11 protein-coding genes are annotated in these 16210 nt (G+C 66.2%); 7 read left to right on the forward strand and 4 right to left on the reverse strand.

What is annotated here, in order from left to right:
• Positions 1–10: 10 nt before the first annotated feature.
• On the forward strand, positions 11–712 hold the full coding sequence (locus tag AVME950_RS17810; RefSeq protein ID WP_284430834.1) for a hypothetical protein: 702 nt from the start codon (positions 11–13) through the stop codon (positions 710–712).
• Between the two features lie 99 nt (positions 713–811).
• On the opposite strand, the gene AVME950_RS17815 is transcribed toward AVME950_RS17810, so the two are convergent.
• Positions 812–1600, reverse strand: a complete 789-nt coding sequence (locus tag AVME950_RS17815) for a PP2C family protein-serine/threonine phosphatase (protein WP_284430835.1) — start codon at positions 1598–1600, stop codon at positions 812–814.
• 196 nt (positions 1601–1796) lie between these two features.
• On the opposite strand from AVME950_RS17815, the gene yoaA reads away from it, so the two are divergent.
• The gene (yoaA, locus tag AVME950_RS17820; RefSeq protein WP_284430836.1) at positions 1797–3887 is read left to right on the forward strand and encodes a DNA repair helicase YoaA; all 2091 of its coding nucleotides are present in this window, start codon (positions 1797–1799) and stop codon (positions 3885–3887) included.
• Here yoaA and AVME950_RS17825 read toward each other — a convergent pair.
• Positions 3850–4647 carry an outer membrane protein assembly factor BamD gene (locus AVME950_RS17825; protein ID WP_272563805.1) on the reverse strand — a complete coding sequence of 266 codons (798 nt, stop codon included), beginning with the start codon at positions 4645–4647 and terminating at the stop codon, positions 3850–3852. The genes yoaA and AVME950_RS17825 overlap by 38 nt on opposite strands.
• A 188-nt stretch (positions 4648–4835) precedes the next feature.
• Between AVME950_RS17825 and dnaE the strand changes: the two genes are divergently transcribed.
• The 3 genes from dnaE (at position 4836) to clpA (ending at position 11242) form a co-directional block, all read left to right on the forward strand.
• A complete protein-coding gene (gene dnaE, locus AVME950_RS17830) occupies positions 4836–8384 on the forward strand; it encodes a DNA polymerase III subunit alpha (RefSeq protein ID WP_284430837.1) in 3549 nt (1182 codons plus the stop codon).
• Positions 8385–8464: 80 nt separating this feature from the next.
• Positions 8465–8833 carry an ATP-dependent Clp protease adapter ClpS gene (gene clpS / locus AVME950_RS17835; RefSeq protein WP_272563803.1) on the forward strand — a complete coding sequence of 123 codons (369 nt, stop codon included), beginning with the start codon at positions 8465–8467 and terminating at the stop codon, positions 8831–8833.
• Between the two features lie 57 nt (positions 8834–8890).
• Positions 8891–11242 carry an ATP-dependent Clp protease ATP-binding subunit ClpA gene (gene clpA / locus AVME950_RS17840; RefSeq protein ID WP_284430838.1) on the forward strand — a complete coding sequence of 784 codons (2352 nt, stop codon included), beginning with the start codon at positions 8891–8893 and terminating at the stop codon, positions 11240–11242.
• Between the two features lie 127 nt (positions 11243–11369).
• Here clpA and AVME950_RS17845 read toward each other — a convergent pair whose 3' ends face one another.
• Positions 11370–12296, reverse strand: a complete 927-nt coding sequence (locus AVME950_RS17845; RefSeq protein WP_284430839.1) for a restriction endonuclease — start codon at positions 12294–12296, stop codon at positions 11370–11372.
• A gap of 83 nt (positions 12297–12379) precedes the next feature.
• Entirely contained in the window at positions 12380–13777 is a 1398-nt protein-coding gene (locus AVME950_RS17850; RefSeq protein WP_284430840.1) for a lytic murein transglycosylase, read from the reverse strand.
• A 61-nt stretch (positions 13778–13838) separates the two neighbouring features.
• Here AVME950_RS17850 and sbcB point away from each other — a divergent pair, with 61 nt between their 5' ends.
• Both sbcB and AVME950_RS17860 read left to right on the forward strand, forming a co-directional pair.
• Positions 13839–15275, forward strand: coding sequence for an exodeoxyribonuclease I (sbcB, locus tag AVME950_RS17855; RefSeq protein ID WP_284430841.1), 1437 nt, complete (start codon positions 13839–13841; stop codon positions 15273–15275).
• Positions 15276–15323: 48 nt separating this feature from the next.
• On the forward strand, positions 15324–16190 hold the full coding sequence (locus AVME950_RS17860; RefSeq protein WP_284430842.1) for an NAD-dependent protein deacetylase: 867 nt from the start codon (positions 15324–15326) through the stop codon (positions 16188–16190).
• The last annotated feature ends 20 nt before the right edge of the window (positions 16191–16210 follow it).

A 16210-nucleotide genomic window follows, 5' to 3' on the forward strand; every position in this document is an offset into this window, starting at 1 on the left:
TTTTCTCGCCATGCCATCCTTCCAACGCCTTTTCCTTGCCACCGCACTGGCGCTCACCTCGACGCTGGCTGCGGCCCAGTCACCGCTGGCCGCATCGCGCGCCGCCGCCGATGCCGCGCAGGCCGAGCGCCGCACCGAGCGCGACCAGATCCAGCGCGACCGCCGCGCGCTGGAGGCCCGGCGCATCAAGGAAGAGGCCGTCTGCTACCAGCGCTTTTCCGTTGAGGACTGCCTGATCGGCGTGCGGGCGCAGGTGCGGGACCAGGAAAGCGCCCTACGGCAGCGCGAAGTGGCCCTGAACGACGCCGAGCGCCGTGAAAAGGCGGCCTTGCGCGTGCAGTCGATCGAGCAAAAGCAGCAGGAGCAGCGCGAGAAGCTTGAAGCCGGCGAACGCCCCGCACCCATGCAGGCCGCCTCCCGGGCCCAGGCGCAAGCGCAGGGCCGTGCGGAGCGCGAGCACGACGCGCAGCAGCGCGCCGTACAGCAGCATTCGCGGGAGCAGTCGCACGAAGCCGCCAAGGCCGAGCGCGCAGCGGCGCAACCCGGCCAGATTTCCGAAGCGCGTGCCCGCTACGAGGCCAAGCAGAAGGCCGCCCAGGAGCGGCGCGAAAAGCACGAGAAGGCGCGGGCCGATGCCGAAGCCCAGGGCCGCAAGCCGGCAGCGGCGCTGCCACCGCCACCGCCGGTTCCACCGGCCAGCGCTGCCCCCTGAAGGCGGCGCCAACGCGCACGCCTTCCACCAGGCGCGGCGACTGCCATGGGGCACCCCAATCCTGTGGCGCGGGGCAGGGGCGCGCTGTTGACGCCTTCCTCAGCGCACCAGCCGGGCCGGTTTCTTTTCTTCCACCAGCGCCTCGATCTTCACGATGGCGAGCGAGAGGTTGTCCCCGCCGCCACGGGCCCGTGACCGCGCTTTCTCGATGAGGAATTCCGTGGCTTCGCGCGGCGACAGCGAGTCCACCACCGACGCCAGCTCCGCGGGCGAAAAATAGTGCCACACGCCGTCGCTGCACGCCAGGAGCACATCGCCCGGCAGCAGTTGCGGAATCATGTGCTGGGCCACCGGCGGATCGCTCTCGGTGCCCAGGCAGCCCACCAGGATGTTGGAGTGCGGATGGGTGTTGGCCTCGGCCTCGGTGATTTCGCCGCGGTCGACCAGGGCCTGCACATATGAATGGTCGCTGGTGCGGTGGGCCAGCCGCGCGCCCTGGAAGTGATAGATGCGTGAATCGCCGGCATGCGCCCAGTGGCAGTCGCCCCGGGGGTTGATGATGAAGGCCGCCACCGTGCTGTGCGGCTCCTGCTCGGCTGAGATGGCGGTGAGGCGGATCACGATGTGCGCCTCTTCCACCATGTGCTTGAGCATCGTCGCGGTGTCGTCGGTGTCCGGCGAGTACCGCTCGAACCATTGCCGGGCCGTGAGCATCACCTGGTCGGACGCCTTGCGGCCCCCGCTGCGCCCTCCCATGCCGTCCGCCACGACACCGAGCACGCAGCCGTTGTAGCGGGGGTGGGCGATCAACGCGACCTGGTCCTGCTGGTATTCGCGATCGCCTTTGTGGATGCCGGTTGACGCAGTGAGGCGAAACGGTTTGGTCATGGCAGAAATGGTGGAAGGCGCGGGCCAGCCGAAGGGCCGGGCGAAGCACGTATTATCGGGCGCCCTTTGGCGGTTTTGCCATGCGACGCCTCTGCTGCCTTCTTTCCTTGCACCGCCTTTTACCCTGTCCATTTCCTCCCGGTTCCACCATGCGGTCCGGTGCGGTCGCCCGTGAGCGCAACCAGGAATGACCGGCATGGAATTGCCCCGCATCGAATCGCTCGTCCATGGCGTGCAGGCCGCGTTCGAAGCGGGCGGCGTGCTGTCGCTGGCCCAGGCGCATTTCTCGCCCCGCGCTGGCCAGACCGAGATGGCGCTGGCGGTGGCCGAGACCATCGAGCAGGGAGGGGGTCTGGTGGTGGAGGCGGGCACGGGCGTCGGCAAGACGTTCTCCTATCTGGTGCCGGCGCTGCTCAGTGGCGAGCGTGTGCTGGTGTCCACCGCCACCAAGGCGCTGCAGGACCAGTTGTTCGCGCGCGACCTGCCCCGCCTCGTTCAGGCACTGGCGTTGCCCGTGCGCACCGCGCTGCTCAAGGGCCGGGCCAGCTACCTATGCCTGCACCGCATGGAGTTGGCACGCCAGGATGCGGCCGCTCACGATGCAGCTGTGGCGCGGGTGCTGGCCCGCGTGGAAACCTGGTCGCAAGGGACGGTGAGCGGGGATTTGGCTGAGTTGCCGGGGCTGGATGAGCGCTCTCCGGTGATTCCGCTGGTCACCTCTACCCGCGAGAACTGCCTGGGCTCGCCGTGCCCGCGCTTTCGGGACTGCCATGTCCACCGTGCCCGGCGCGAGGCGCTGGCTGCCGATGTGGTGGTGATCAACCACCACCTCTTTTTTGCGGACCAGGCCGTTCGCGATTCCGGCATGGCCGAACTGTTGCCTTCCGTGCGCGTCGTCGTCTTCGACGAGGCGCACCAGCTGAACGAAACCGGCGTGCAGTTCATGGGCAAACAAGCCTCCACCGCGCAGTTGCTGGATTTTTCGCGCGACGTGATGGCGGCAGGCCTGCAGTTCGCCCGCGGGCTGGCCGATTGGCTGGGGGTGGCCGCCGCGCTGGACCGCGCCGGCCGCGATCTTCGCCTGGCCGCAGGCCGTGCCCCGGTGGGTTCGCGGTTGCGTTGGACAAGCGAGGTGCCCGACGGCGTGGACCCCGGCGAATGGCATGCGGCCATGCAGCAGGTGGTCGGCGCATGCCGCGCAGCCCTGGCGGCCCTGGACACCGTGAGCGAGATCGCCCCGGACTTTGTGCGCCTGCATGGCCGTGCGGTGCAGCTCATGGAGCGCATGGACGGCTTTTCCCAGCCTTGTGGCGCGGACGCGGTCCGATGGGTGGATGTGGCGGGCGCGTTGCGGCTCGTGGAAGCGCCGCTCGACATCGCGGGCCCGATGCGGTCCCTGTGGCAACTGCCCGCTGGCGAGCCCGAGCCTGAGGCCGAGGCCTCGGCTTGGGACGAGCCGGATGCGGCCGCGGTGCTGTCGCAGGGCAAGCCCCGTGCATGGATCTTCACCTCGGCCACCCTGGGGGACGATGCGAGCCTGCGCTGGTTCACCGAGCCCTGCGGTTTGCAGGACGCGCGCATCCTGCGGGTGGAGAGCCCGTTCGACTATGCATCGCAGGCGGCCTTCCATGTGCCTTTGGAATTGCCCAAGCCTTCCGACCCCTCCCACAGCGCGGCATTGGCGGCCTGGGTGGGCAGCGCGGTGATGGTGCTCGGAGGGCGAACCCTGGTGCTCACCACCACGCTCAAGGCCCTGCGGACCATCGGCGATGCGCTTCAGGCCCGGTTCGCTGCGGATTCCGGCATCGAGGTGCTGGTGCAGGGCCAGTGGCCCAAGCGGCGTTTGATGGAGCGGTTCCGCGAAGGCGCGTCCGAGGGGCGGGCAGGGTGCGTGCTGGTCGCGTCCGCCACGTTCTGGGAAGGGTTCGACGTGCCGGGCGAGGCCCTGCAACTGGTGGTGATCGACAAGCTGCCGTTCCCGCCACCGGGCGATCCGCTGGTGGAGGCGCGCTCCCAACGGCTGGAACAGGCCAAACGCAGCGCCTTCCGGTACTTTTCGCTGCCGGAGGCCGCGATCGCTCTCAAGCAGGGCGCGGGGCGGTTGATTCGCAGCGAAACCGATCGGGGCGTGCTGGTGGTGGCCGACACCCGCCTGGTGGAGATGGGCTACGGCAAGCGCCTGCTGTCAGCCTTGCCACCCATGCGGCGCCTTCACACGGCGCAGGAATTCGATGCGGCGCTGCGCGCGCTCACCACACCTTCCACCACGGCTCCGACTTGGCCTTGAGGCCATCGCGGTTCAACTCGCTCTGCGGGTAGGAACTCGCCATGACGCGCTGCGCATCGTCGCGCAACTGGGTCATGCCCAGCGCATCGTAGGACTTCACCAGGATGTACAGCGCCTCTTCCAGCGCAGGCACTTCCTTGTAGTCGGCCAGGGCGATCTGGGCCCGGCTGATGGCCGCCACATAGGCGCCGCGCTCGTAGTAGTAGCGGGCCACGTGCACTTCGTACTGCGCCAGGGAATTGACGATGTAGGTCATGCGCTGGCGCGAGTCCTGGGCATAGCGCGATTCCGGGAACCGCGTGGTCAGTTCGCGGAAGGACTCAAACGAATCCTTGGCGGCCTTCTGGTCACGCTCGGACAGGTCCTGGCGTGACAGCCAGGAGAACAGCCCCAGGTTGTCGTTGAAGTTGACGAGCCCCTTCAGGTACAGCGCGTAGTCGTAGGCGGGGCTGGCGGGGTGCAGCTTCATGAAGCGGTCCAGCGTGGCGATGGCCTGGGCCTTTTCGCCGGCCTTGTACTGGGCATAGGCCTTTTCCAACTGGGCCTGCTGTGCCAGCGGCGTGCCGGCCGCGCGGCCTTCGAGCTTTTCCAGCAGGGGCACGGCCTTGTCGTAGCCGCCACTGTTGAGTTCGTCGCGGGCTTCGGAGTAGATGCGATTGGGGCTCCAGCCGGCGGTCTTGTCTTCGGGGGTGCTGGAGCAGCCCGCCATCAGGCCGGCGGCCAGCAGGGCGGACAACAGGGGCAGGGGAAAACGCGGCATGGAGGCAGCTTTCAGGCAAAAGAAGGGCATCGGTTCCCGCTTCCGATCAGGGGCCGGGACGGCCACAGGGGGCTGGCCGCGGCGATCGGGCAGGAGCCGGATTGTACCGGCGTGCCAGCCGGCGGCCTGAACGAAACGCCGGGGCTCTGGCGCGGGGCAGGGAGGCGGGCGTTCCTACAATACCCGCCATGTTTGTCCATTTGCGCCTGCACACCGAATTTTCCGTCGTCGACGGCACCAACCGCATTGATGAAGTGGCCAAGGCGGCTGCCAAGGACGGCCAGCCCGCCCTGGCGATCACCGACCTCGGCAATCTCTTCGGCGCCATCAAGTTTTACAAGGAAGCGCGGGGCAAGGGTGTCAAGCCCTTGCTGGGCGCCGAAGTGTTCGTCGAACCCGAGGAGCCGGGCAATCCACCTTCCCGCATGATCCTGCTGGTGCAGGGCAAGCAGGGGTACCTGAACCTGTCGGAACTGCTCGCGCGCGCCTGGACGCGCAACGTGGTGAAGAACCAGCCCCTTTGCACCTGGGCCTGGCTGGAGGAACTGGGCGAAGGCCTCATCGCTTTGGCGGGCGCTCAGGCCGGTCCCGTGGGGCAGGCCATCGTGAAGGGCGACGACGCGGGGGCCGCGCGTCTGGCACTGCGGCTGGCAGGGCTGTTCCCCCATCGCTTCTACCTGGAGATCCAGCGCGCCGGCCGGCCCGACGACGAAGCCCATGTGGTGTCTGCCGTGCAACTGGCCGCCCGGCTGAACCTGCCCGTCGTCGCGACCCACCCCGTGCAGTTCGCCACGGCCGACGATTACGAGGCCCATGAAGCGCGTGTGTGCATCTCCGAAGGCGAAATCCTGGGCAACCAGCGGCGGGTGCGCAAGTTCACGCGCGAGCAATACTTCAAATCGAGCGCGCAGATGGAGGCGCTGTTTGCCGACGTGCCGTCCGCGATCGCCAATACGCTGGAGATCGCCAAGCGCTGCAACCTGACCCTGGTGCTGGGCAAGCCGCAGCTGCCGGACTTTCCCACCCCGGGCGGCATGCCCATCGACGAGTACTTCCGGGTGGCTTCGCTGGCGGGGCTGGAAGAGCGTCTGGCGCACCTGTATCCCAAGGAGGCGGAGCGCGACAAGGAGCGCCCGCGCTACCTGGAGCGGCTGGAGTTCGAGATCAACACCATCCTGAAAATGGGGTTCCCGGGCTACTTCCTGATCGTGGGGGACTTCATCCAGTGGGCCAAGAACAACGGCTGCCCGGTGGGGCCGGGCCGGGGCTCTGGTGCTGGCTCGCTGGTGGCCTATGCACTCAAGATCACCGATTTGGACCCGCTGCAGTACAACCTGCTGTTCGAGCGGTTCCTGAACCCCGAGCGGGTGTCGATGCCCGACTTCGACATTGATTTCTGCCAGTCCAACCGCGATCGCGTGATCGACTACGTGAAGGACAAGTACGGCAAGGATGCCGTGAGCCAGATCGCCACGTTCGGCACCATGGCCGCAAAGGCCGCGATCCGCGACGTGGGCCGGGTCATGGACATGAGCTACACGTTCTGCGACGGCATTTCCAAACTCGTGCCGGGCAAGCCCGGCATGTCGTACACGCTGCAGTACCCGCCCAACCCCAAGAAGGAGGGCGACAAGAACAATTACGCACTCGAACTGGAGCCGTTGCTGGCCGAGCGCGTGCAGAAGGAAGAAGACGTCAAGACCATCATCGAGATGGCGCAAAAGCTCGAGGGCATGACCCGCAACATCGGCATGCACGCCGGGGGCGTGCTCATCGCCCCGGGCAAGCTCACCGATTTTTGCCCCCTCTACCAGCAGCCGGGCAGCGATTCCGCCGTGAGCCAGTACGACAAGGACGATGTGGAAGCCATCGGCCTGGTGAAGTTCGACTTCTTGGGCCTGGCCACGCTGACCATCCTGGAGATCGCCAAGGAGTTCATCGTCAAGCGCCACAAGGGGCAGGAGAACTTCACGTTCGAGAGCATTCCGCTGGACGATGCGCCCACCTACCGTCTCTTTTCCGACGGCAAGACCGAAGCCGTATTCCAGTTTGAAAGCCGCGGCATGCAGGGCATGCTCAAGGAAGCACGCCCCAGCCGGCTGGAAGACCTCATCGCCCTGAACGCGCTGTACCGGCCGGGTCCGATGGATCTGATTCCCAGCTTCGTGAACCGCAAGCATGGCAAGGAGGTGGTGGAATACCCCCATCCGTTGGTCGAGAAGGTGCTGTCGGAAACCTACGGGATCATGGTGTACCAGGAGCAGGTGATGCAGACCGCCCAGGTGCTGGGCGGCTACTCGCTCGGCGGCGCCGACATGCTGCGCCGGGCGATGGGCAAGAAGAAGGCCGAGGAGATGGCCGAGCACCGCGAGATCTTCCGTGCGGGAGCGGCCAAGCAGAACATCAGCCAGGAAAAGGCCGACGAAGTCTTCGACCTGATGGAGAAGTTCGCCGGGTACGGCTTCAACAAGTCGCACGCGGCGGCCTACTCGCTGCTGGCCTACCAGACCGGCTGGCTCAAGGTGCACTACACGGCCGAATTTTTCTGCGCCAACATGACGGTGGAAATGGACGACACCGACAAGCTCAAGGTGCTGTTCGAAGATGCCATGAAGAACTTTGGCCTGACGTTCGAGCCGCCGGACGTGAACCGGGGCATGTACCGGTTCGAGCCGGTCACGGACAAGGTCATCCGCTACGGGCTGGGCGCCATCAAGGGAACGGGCCAGCAGGCGATCGAAGCCATCATTGCGGCCCGGGATGGGCGCGGCGCGGGACCGCGCGGCGATACCAAGGGCCCTTTTACCAGCCTGTTCGACTTCTGCGTCCGCGTGGACCGCACGCGCTTGAACAAGCGCACGCTGGAGGCGCTCATCAAGGCGGGTGCGTTCGACACCATGAACATGAATCGGGCCTCGCTCGTCGCCTCGATCGACCGGGCGTTCGACTTTGCGAACGCCACGCTGGCCAATGCCAACCAGGGCGGCCTGTTCGACATGATGGGCGAGGACGCCCACGGCTCGAGCACGCAGGAGCCCGAACTCGTCGAGATGGTGCCCTGGGGTGTGAAGGAGCGCCTCACGCAGGAAAAGACGGCCGTGGGCTTCTACCTGTCGGGCCACCTGTTCGACGAGGTGGCCAGTGAGGTGCGCCGTTTCGTACGCACGCAGATCGACGAACTGCTCGACAGCCGCGAGCCCCAGATCCTGGCGGGCATCATCAGCGACTTTCGGGTGATCAACGGGCAGCGGGGCCGGCTGGCCCTGTTCAAGTTGGACGACAAGTCGGCCACCATCGAAGCCTCGGCCGACGAGAACGTGGTCAACGCCCACCGGGACATGCTGAAGGACGACGAGTTCGTGGTCATGAGCGGCCGTCTGCAGCTCGACCATTTCAGTGGCGGGCTGCGGGTGAAGGTGCAGCAGGTGTGGGACCTGGCGGGGGCTCGGGCCAAGTTCGGACGCTACCTGCAGGTCGCCATCGGCGATACCGCGCCGGACGTGCAGCGCCTGGTGCGCGAATTCCCGCCCCGCCGACAGGAAACCGAGCAGGGCGAGGTGCTGGTGCACGGCCTTCGGGTGCGCATGGGCATCCGCTGTAAAGCCGGCCAAGGCCAGGCCGTGGCGGAGTTGCAACTGGGTGAGGGCAGCCGTTTCTTCCCCTCCGACGCCGCTTTGGCGGCCTGGAGCGCCCAGGCCGGCACCGGTTCGGTCAATGTGGTGTACGACGCAGGCTGACCCGGCGAGGATGGGGCTTGAAACACCGTTGGATGATCACTACATGGGAGAGGCTGCGTCGACCGCCGTGGCTCGCTAGAATGAAATCCATGGCAACTAAACCACCTTCCCCCACCCCCGCTCCGCCCACCAGGACGCCAGCGCGGGATGATGGCGGTTCGGTCGTGCTCGAACGTCGCACGCAAAAGACCCAGCCGCCGCAAATGTTTCAGGTGGTCATGCTCAATGATGACTTCACGCCGATGGAATTCGTCATCGTCGTGCTGCAGGAATTCTTCAGCAAAGACCGGGAAGCCGCCACGCAGATCATGCTGAAAATCCATTTGGACGGCAAAGGCGTATGTGGGGTGTATTCCCGCGATGTCGCCGCCACCAAAGTGGAGCAGGTCCGCGAGGCGGCCCACAAGGCGGGGCATCCGCTGCAATGCCTCAGCGAGCCTGTTGAATAAACGGCCTTTGGTCCCGATCTACAGTAATCCCTTCCACGCAAGCACAAAGGAGTTCACATGATTGCCCAGGAACTGGAAGTCAGCTTGCACATGGCCTTTGTCGAGGCCCGCCAGCAGCGCCACGAGTTCATTACCGTGGAGCATCTGCTGCTTGCACTGCTAGATAACCCCAGCGCAGCCGAGGTGCTGCGCGCATGTTCGGCCAACATCGATGATCTGCGTTCATCGCTGGCCAATTTCATCAAAGACAATACCCCTCAGGTCGCCGGCACCGACGAGGTGGACACGCAGCCCACGCTGGGTTTCCAGCGCGTGATCCAGCGCGCCATCATGCACGTGCAGTCCACGGGCAACGGCAAGAAGGAAGTCACGGGCGCCAACGTGCTCGTGGCCATCTTTGGCGAGAAGGATTCGCACGCCGTGTACTACCTGCACCAGCAGGGCGTGACGCGTCTGGACGTGGTCAATTTCATTGCCCACGGCATCAAGAAAGGCGAGCCGCCGGAACCCGCCAAGCCTGAGAACCAGGGAGAAGGCGAAGAGGGCGGTGGCGGTGGCGAGCGCAACGAGAAAGCCTCGCCGCTCGAGCAGTACACCCAGAACCTCAATCAGGCGGCCAAGGACGGCAAGATCGACCCGCTGATCGGCCGCCACTACGAGGTCGAGCGCACGATCCAGATCCTGTGCCGGCGCCGCAAGAACAACCCGCTGCTCGTGGGCGAAGCCGGCGTGGGCAAGACGGCCATCGCCGAGGGCCTGGCATGGCGCATCACGCAGAACGACGTGCCGGAAATCCTGGCCGAGGCGGTCGTGTATTCGCTCGACATGGGCGCCTTGCTGGCGGGCACCAAGTACCGTGGTGATTTCGAGCAGCGCCTGAAGGGTGTGCTCAAGTCGCTCAAGGACAAGCCCAATGCGGTGCTGTTCATCGACGAAATCCACACGCTGATCGGCGCCGGTGCGGCCTCGGGCGGCACGCTGGACGCGTCCAACCTGCTCAAGCCGGCGCTCTCCAGCGGCCAGCTCAAATGCATCGGCGCGACCACGTTCACCGAGTACCGCGGCATCTTCGAAAAAGACGCGGCCCTGTCGCGCCGGTTCCAGAAGGTCGATGTGGTGGAGCCGACCGTGCAGGAAACGGTGGACATCCTCAAGGGGCTCAAGTCGCGCTTCGAAGAGCACCACAGCGTGAAGTACGCTGCGGCGGCGCTGCAGGCAGCGGCCGAATTGTCGGCCAAGTACATCAACGACCGTCACCTGCCCGACAAGGCGATCGACGTGATCGACGAAGCCGGCGCGGCTCAACGCATCCAGGTGGCCAGCAAGCGCAAGAAGACCATCGGCAAGGCCGAGATCGAGGAAATCGTGGCGAAGATCGCGCGCATCCCGCCCGCGAACGTGTCCAACGACGACCGCAGCAAGCTGCAGACCATCGAGCGCGACCTCAAGAGCGTGGTGTTCGGCCAGGACAAGGCGCTGGAGGTGCTCGCTTCCGCCGTGAAGATGGCGCGTTCGGGCCTGGGCAAGGGCGACAAGCCGATCGGCTCGTTCCTGTTCAGCGGCCCCACTGGCGTCGGCAAGACCGAAGCGGCCAAGCAGCTCGCCTACATCATGGGCATCGAGCTGATCCGCTTCGACATGTCCGAGTACATGGAGCGCCATGCGGTGAGCCGCCTGATCGGTGCGCCTCCGGGCTATGTCGGGTTCGACCAGGGTGGGTTGCTGACCGAGGCAGTCACGAAAAAGCCGCACTCCGTGCTGCTGCTCGACGAGATCGAAAAGGCGCATCCGGACATCTTCAACGTGCTGCTGCAGGTGATGGACCACGGCACGCTGACCGACAACAACGGGCGCAAGGCCGACTTCCGCAACGTCATCATCATCATGACGACGAACGCGGGTGCCGAGACCATGAACAAGGCCACCATCGGGTTCACGAACCCGCGGCAGGCGGGCGACGAAATGGGCGACATCAAGCGCCTGTTCACGCCCGAGTTCCGCAATCGGCTGGATGCCATCGTGAACTTCAAGGCGCTGGACGAGCAGATCATCCTGCGCGTGGTGGACAAGTTCCTGCTGCAACTCGAAACCCAGTTGAGCGAGAAGAAGGTGGAGGTGACCTTCACCGACACGCTGCGCAAGCACCTGGCCAAGAAGGGCTTCGATCCGCTGATGGGCGCCCGCCCGATGCAGCGCCTGATCCAGGACACCATCCGCCGTGCCCTGGCCGACGAACTGCTCTTCGGCCGCCTGACCGAAGGTGGCCGCCTCACGGTGGACATCGAGGTGAAGACGGACGAAAAAGGCGTGGAAACGCCCGAGGTGCTGCTGGACATCCAGCCGCTGCCCAAGCGGGAGCGCTCGGCGAAATCCGAGCCGGCCGAGCCGGAAGAGGCCACGGCAGACTGATCGGCCGATGGATTACCCGGCCGCCCATGGTGGCCGCCTGATATGAAAAAGCCCGCGTTCGCCGCGGGCTTTTTCTTTTCAACGAAGGTTAATAGCAAGCGGCTAAACCATCGTCAATTGCCACGCCTCACTCCTCACCGAAGTAGTCCAGGTCAATCTTCTGAACGGTGTAAGTAGCCATGTGGCTCACCCCCACACCAAAGTCCATCATCAGTTCAGTAAGCTTCTCCCCGTCGATAAGTACAAGCTTTTTCTGCTGAAGTCGCTTGGCGAACTCGATAGCATCACGAGTGAATTTAGACGTAGTGATAAGCACGCCTTTTTGAGCGCCGTGTCCCTCAAGACTACCTGTGAAGTTGCGAACTTCCGGACTTCCGACCGGGTCAACCCAACGCTTCGCCTGCAGGTAGACGATGTCCAGTCCTAGGCGGTCCTCTTTGATGATGCCATCGATGCCTCCGTCACCACTTTGGCCTATTGCATGTCCAGCATCTGCTCGCGAGCCGCCGTAGCCCATCGCCACAAGCAGGTCAACGACTAGGTGCTCGAAGAATTCCGGTGGTGACTTTCGTATAGTCGCCAGTAGCAATTGAGCGAGTTGAGAGCGAAGCATCTGGTAGCTACTTTCCAGTTGCTCCTCTGGGCTCTGAGCCGAAAGGGGCTCTGTGGGCGCGTGAGCCGGAGGCGTGACTTGCTCCTCGCTTGCGGACGTGCGACTGCGGAACTCTTGGAACTCGGGATACTGAGCCAATGTGCGCATATCGATACGCGCAGGCTTCACCCGTAGAAGCTCTTTGCCGCGTTCGGTGATGCGAAAGCGTCCGCGGCCAGTAGAGTCGAGCAACTTAGCTTGGCCAAGGTGCACCCGCGTCCAGTAGACGCGGTTCTTGAATCGTGTCTCTCGTCCGCTCGGCAAGACCTCTTTCAAGTCCTCCTCAGATAGCGCGAATTTTTGGGCGAGGAACTCGAAAAGTTCGGTTATTCGGTGCTCGCTCCCATCAGCAATTCGCTGCAAGAAAGGCAGCATGAAATCTTGGAACGGTGGAACGGCCACTTTAATTTCCTTTTAGAGGAGCTTGTCAGTCTGGCTGGGGCGACAAAGCAGTTCTGCGCACTGTAAACAGGCACCGATCTGCATCACGGCGCCATCAGCCGCTGCAGCAACTCCAAGGTGGGATAGCCGTCGGCCACCACGCCGATGCTCTGCTGGAACTGGCGCAGGCCGGCGCGCGTGGCGGGGCCCATCACGCCGTCCGCCGTGCCGGCGGAAAACCCGCGCTGGTTCAGTGCTGTCTGCAGGTCTTTCACCTGGCTGCGCGACAGGGGTTGCAAATCCCGCGGCCAGGGGGCCACCACGCCCGTGCCGCCCTCGATCTGCCGCGCCAGCAGGCCCACCGCCAGGGCGTAGTTCACCGAGTTGTTGTAGCGCAGGATGCTGCGGAAGTTGTCGCCCACCAGGAAGGCCGGCCCGCGCGCACCCGCGGGGGCGATGACATACGCCGCACCCAGGCCGGGCAGGGGTTGCCGGTCGATGGCCACCACCCCTTCCGCGGTCCACTGCGCGGACGACTGGCGCACGGTGTTCTCTGCGCGGGCGTGATCGAAACCCGGCGGCAGCTGCACCTCGACACCCCAGGGCTGTCCGCTACGCCAGCCGGAGCTGGCCAGGTAGTTGGCGGTGGACGACGCCACATCGGGGATGCTGCCCCAGATGTCGCGGCGGCCGTCGCCGTCGGCGTCGACCGCGTAGGCGAGGAACACGGACGGCAGGAACTGCGTGTGGCCCATGGCGCCCGCCCACGATCCGATCATGCGGTCGGCCGCGATGTCGCCCTGGTCCAGGATGCGCAGCGCCGCGAGCAGTTCGTTGCGGGCCCATTGGGCGCGGCGGCCCTCGAACCCCAGCGTGGCCAGCGCATCGACGGCACGGAAGGTGCCGAAATTGCCGCCGTAGTTGCTTTCCATGCCCCAGATGGCGGTGACGATCGAGGCCGGCACGCCGTACCGCGCAGCCGCGGTTTCGAGCGGCGCCGCGTATTCGGCCCGCTTGGCCTGGCCCTGGGCGATGCGCTGGGCAGAAACAGCACTGTCCAGGTACGCCCACGGGGTGCGCGTGAACTCGGGCTGCGCGCGGTCCAGCTCGATCACCCGCTGTTGCAACTGCGCGCCGGCCAGGGCCGTCTGCGCGGTATCGGGCCGGATCCCGGCCGCCAGTGCGTCCTGGGTGAAGGCCGTGATCCATGCGGCGAAGCCGGCCTGTTCGGCCGCAGCGGCTTCTTCGGGGCTGACCGCAGGCGCCGCGGCGTCCTGGACCGGGGGAGGGGCGGAAGGTATCGCGGCCGGTGGTGACACTGCGGGCTGCGCAGGCGGAACGGCAGGGGCGGCGTGGGCCGGGGCGGTTTCCGGAAGCTGGGCGCGCGGCGCCGATGCACAGCCTGCGAGGGCCGCCGCGGCGGCCAGCGGAACCAGCCAGTGGGCTGCGCGGGTTCTGGAGGAGAGACGGAGGGGCGAGGAGGGGGCAAGGCGTCGTTGCATGCCTTATTGTCCCGCGCCCCGGCATACTTGCGGGCTTCGGTGTTACCGGCTGCACGATTTCATGCATACCTTTTTCTGGCACGACTACGAAACCTTTGGCGCCAACACGCGCCGTGACCGCCCCGCGCAGTTCGCGGGGATCCGCACCGATGCGGACCTGAATGAAATCGGCGAACCGCTGATGGTCTATTGCCAGCCCGCACCCGATTACCTGCCCGACCCGGTGTCGTGCCTGATCACCGGCATCACGCCGCAGGTCGCATTGGAGCGTGGCCTGCCGGAGCACGCATTCGCCGCGCGCATCGAGGCCGAGCTGGCGCTGCCCGGCACCATCGGCGTCGGCTACAACACCATCCGGTTCGACGACGAGATCACGCGGTTCATGTTCTGGCGCAACCTGATGGACCCCTATGCCCGGGAATGGCAGAACCAGTGCGGCCGGTGGGACCTGCTCGACGTGGTGCGCATGGCCTACGCGCTGCGCCCGGATGGCATCGTCTGGCCGAAGAAGGAAGACGGCTCCCCCAGCTTCAAGCTGGAACACCTGTCCAAGGCTAATGGCCTGGCGCACGAGGCCGCGCACGATGCGCTCTCCGACGTGCGCGCCACCATCGGCCTGGCCCGGCTGATCCGCGACCGGCAGCCCAAGCTGTTCGAGTTCGCGCTGGGGCTGCATAAAAAAGACCGCGTGGCCACTGAATTGCGCCTGCCCGCCACGGCCGACACCGCACGGCCTTTTTTGCACATCTCGGGCATGTTTCCTGCCGAGCGCGGCTGCGTCGCGGTGATGTGGCCGCTCGCCAGCCACCCCACCAACAAGAACGAACTGATCGCCTGGGACCTGGCCCACGATCCGTCCGAACTGGCCCTGCTGGGCGCCGAGGCGATCCGCGAGCGGCTGTTCAGCCGGGCGGATGCGCTGCCCGAAGGCGTGACGCGCCTGCCCATCAAGACCGTGCACCTGAACAAGTCGCCGATGGTGGTGGGCAACGTCAACACGCTGACGCCGCAGATGGCCCAGCGCTGGGCCGTCGATCTCGAGCGGGCCGCCGGCCACGCCGAGGTGGCGCGCGCCTTGCCCGACATGAGCGCCATCTGGGCCAGCGTGTTCGCGCGGCCGCAGGAAGCCGCACCGGACGTGGACCAGGACCTGTACGGCGGCTTCGTCGGCAACGAGGACCGTCGCCGGCTGAACCGCCTGCGTGCCCTGCCGCCCCAGGAACTCGCCTTGGCCAAGACGGGCTTTGACGACGAGCGGCTCGAAGAGCTGGTGTGGCGCTACCGTGCGCGCAATTTCCCGCACACGCTGGACGGGGCCGACCAGGAGCGCTGGGAGGGCCACCGCGTGGCTTGCCTGATGGAAGGCGCGGGCGGCGCGCTCACCTTCGACGAGCTGTTCGCCAAGCTGGACGAGCTGGGCGCCGAGGCGGACGAGCGGGGCGAGGAAATCCTGGGCGCGCTGTACGACTACGCGGAAAGCATCGCGCCCGCGATGTAGCGGGAGGCTTCGATGTCCATGACTCCGTCCCCTTTGGAAAGTACCACCATGCCCGTGCCACCCCCGGCCGAGGCCGGTGTGCACGCGCTGGCCGAGTTCATGGCGACGCACCCTCGGGTGTTCGTGCTCACCGGGGCGGGCTGCAGCACGGCGGCTGGCATTCCCGATTACCGCGACGGCAATGGCGACTGGAAGCGGCCGCCGCCCCTCACGTTCCAGGCCTTCATGGGCGACGACGCCACGCGCCGCCGCTATTGGGCGCGCAGCTTCATCGGCTGGCGCGTGATGGGGCGGGCGCGTCCTGCACCGGCGCACCATGCGCTCGCCGCGCTGGAAGCGGCCGGCCGGGTGGAACTGCTGCTCACGCAGAACGTGGACGGCCTGCACACGGCTGCGGGGAGCCTTCGCACCATCGATCTGCATGGCCGCATCGACACCGTGCGCTGCATGGCCTGCGAAGCCCGTTTGCCACGCGCCGAGCTGCAAGACGAGTTGCTGCGCCGCAATCCCGATTGGGCTGCGCTGCATGCGCATGCGGCGCCCGATGGCGATGCCGACCTGGAAGGCCAGGATTTCAGCGCGTTCGATGTGCCGCCGTGCCCGCGCTGCGGCGCCGGCCCGCTCAAGCCCGATGTGGTGTTCTTCGGCGAGAGCGTGCCGCGCGATCGCGTGCAGGCCGCCCGCGATGCGCTGCTGCGCGCCGATGCCATGCTGGTGGCCGGCTCGTCGCTCATGGTGTATTCGGGCTTTCGCTTCGTGCAGATGGCGGTGGACGCGGGCAAGCCCGTGGCGGCCGTCAACTGGGGCCGCACGCGGGCCGATCCGCTGCTGTCGCTCAAGGTCGAGCAGGATGTCGGAACGGCGCTGGGCGCGGTGGCCCGTGCGCTGGCTGGAGGGGCTGCCGGACCGCTGTGAGCGAGGTGGCAGCGCTCGGG

Origin of the sequence: Acidovorax sp. SUPP950 (genome assembly GCF_030158935.1) — a bacterium.
Taxonomy (GTDB): domain Bacteria; phylum Pseudomonadota; class Gammaproteobacteria; order Burkholderiales; family Burkholderiaceae_C; genus Paracidovorax.

Bases quoted from the DNA above. Each gene is read 5' to 3' on its own strand.
- yoaA (WP_284430836.1), top strand. From the start codon at position 1,797: ATGGAATTGCCCCGCATCGAATCGCTCGTCCATGGCGTGCAGGCCGCG.
- AVME950_RS17850 (WP_284430840.1), bottom strand. From the start codon at position 13,777: ATGCAACGACGCCTTGCCCCCTCCTCGCCCCTCCGTCTCTCCTCCAGA.
- AVME950_RS17860 (WP_284430842.1), top strand. From the start codon at position 15,324: ATGCCCGTGCCACCCCCGGCCGAGGCCGGTGTGCACGCGCTGGCCGAG.
- AVME950_RS17825 (WP_272563805.1), bottom strand. From the start codon at position 4,647: ATGCCGCGTTTTCCCCTGCCCCTGTTGTCCGCCCTGCTGGCCGCCGGC.
- AVME950_RS17815 (WP_284430835.1), bottom strand. From the start codon at position 1,600: ATGACCAAACCGTTTCGCCTCACTGCGTCAACCGGCATCCACAAAGGC.
- clpS (WP_272563803.1), top strand. From the start codon at position 8,465: ATGAAATCCATGGCAACTAAACCACCTTCCCCCACCCCCGCTCCGCCC.
- clpA (WP_284430838.1), top strand. From the start codon at position 8,891: ATGATTGCCCAGGAACTGGAAGTCAGCTTGCACATGGCCTTTGTCGAG.
- AVME950_RS17810 (WP_284430834.1), top strand. From the start codon at position 11: ATGCCATCCTTCCAACGCCTTTTCCTTGCCACCGCACTGGCGCTCACC.
- sbcB (WP_284430841.1), top strand. From the start codon at position 13,839: ATGCATACCTTTTTCTGGCACGACTACGAAACCTTTGGCGCCAACACG.
- dnaE (WP_284430837.1), top strand. From the start codon at position 4,836: ATGTTTGTCCATTTGCGCCTGCACACCGAATTTTCCGTCGTCGACGGC.